At 67.2% G+C, this 1143-nt stretch carries 1 protein-coding gene and 1 pseudogene; one reads left to right on the top strand and one right to left on the bottom strand.

Translation table 11 applies throughout. The annotated features are described in order from the left end of the window. Positions 1 to 334 precede the first annotated feature (334 nt). A pseudogene (locus H8R17_RS45495) lies at positions 335 to 442 on the bottom strand (IS6 family transposase); the annotation flags it as partial. Positions 443 to 909: 467 nt separating this feature from the next. Between H8R17_RS45495 and H8R17_RS45500 the strand changes: the two are divergent. Continuing rightward, positions 910 to 1044: a hypothetical protein gene (locus H8R17_RS45500; protein ID WP_399478167.1), complete on the top strand. Its 135-nt coding sequence runs from the start codon at positions 910 to 912 to the stop codon at positions 1042 to 1044. The last annotated feature ends 99 nt before the right edge of the window (positions 1045 to 1143 follow it).

Consider the following 1143-nt stretch of genomic DNA (forward strand, 5'->3'; position numbering starts at 1 on the left):
CAGCCCTGTCTGGCAAAGGGGAAGGAATCTGCCAGACACCAACCTCCCAACCAGACACACCGTAATTAAGCAGCGACACACCACTAGGCCCGGCGGACCGGGCTGACGGCCAGGACCCTTGACCTTGCCGTCATCCGGCGGGTGCTGACGAACGCCGGCGCCTCATCAACGACTTCATCGACGACGCTGCCGGACGACCCCGACCCGAACAGGGGGCCGCGTGGGTGGAGCTCGCAGAATTCACCCAGGACCCCGACTTTCGCACCGCCGACCGCCCGTGGCCGTCCGGCGGCGCAGCGCGCTGGGCGTAGGTCTGCCCGAACTTGCCGCATCAGCGGCGGATCGTCTCGTAGGAGACGACGATCCCGCGCTCGAGCATCAACTCTTCGACCTCGCGGAACGACAGCGGGAAGCGGTGGTACAGCCACACACAGTGGGAGATGACCTCCCACGAGCGGTCAGCTGGCTGGCGACCAACTTCTGCGCCACATCCGCGGGCCTCCGGGTGGCCCCCGCACCATCCGGCAGCAAGCCGCTGCGGATCATCGCGGGGCCGCGTGTTCGGACCCCGCCGGGGGATGGGGGCGCGAATAGTGCGCTGCGCCGTTCGTGTGAGATGCCCCAAAGCCACTTGTCGCTGTCATGGTTGAAATGGATTACTGGGATGGATCCAACCGGTGGCCGCCTGTTCTCGCCGGGGGATGCGGCAGGCGGACTGCCCGCGGATTTCCCGCGAAATCCCGGGTGACGTGCCGGCATACCGCGATGGGCACTCTCGGTGAGAAAATGGATCCGTTCAGCCGGTGCCGTTCGCGGCACCGGCTGGCGCATCTTCCCAGGCTACGCCCGTGGAAAGGTGACGGAGATGCCGTCCTGCTCCGCAGGTCAAGTAGCTGCCGGGCGACAAAGATGCCTCTCGACCGCATCCTGCGCGAGGAGACACCGCGCGTCGGGCTCTGGCTGGATACCTCGGAGCAGACGCCGGACCAGACCGTCGCAGCGATTCTCGACGGCTTCCCCGCCGCCAGGGTGGAGACCGGCTGACCACGTCAACATGGGTCTTCGAATTTAGGCGGGGAGGGGTTCTCGCTGGCCGTGCCGCTGACTGCGGAGCGTGACTGCCGCGCGGGAGGCCGGACCTGA

The organism is Streptomyces sp. TRM68367, assembly GCF_014495685.1.
Lineage (GTDB): Bacteria > Actinomycetota > Actinomycetes > Streptomycetales > Streptomycetaceae > Streptomyces.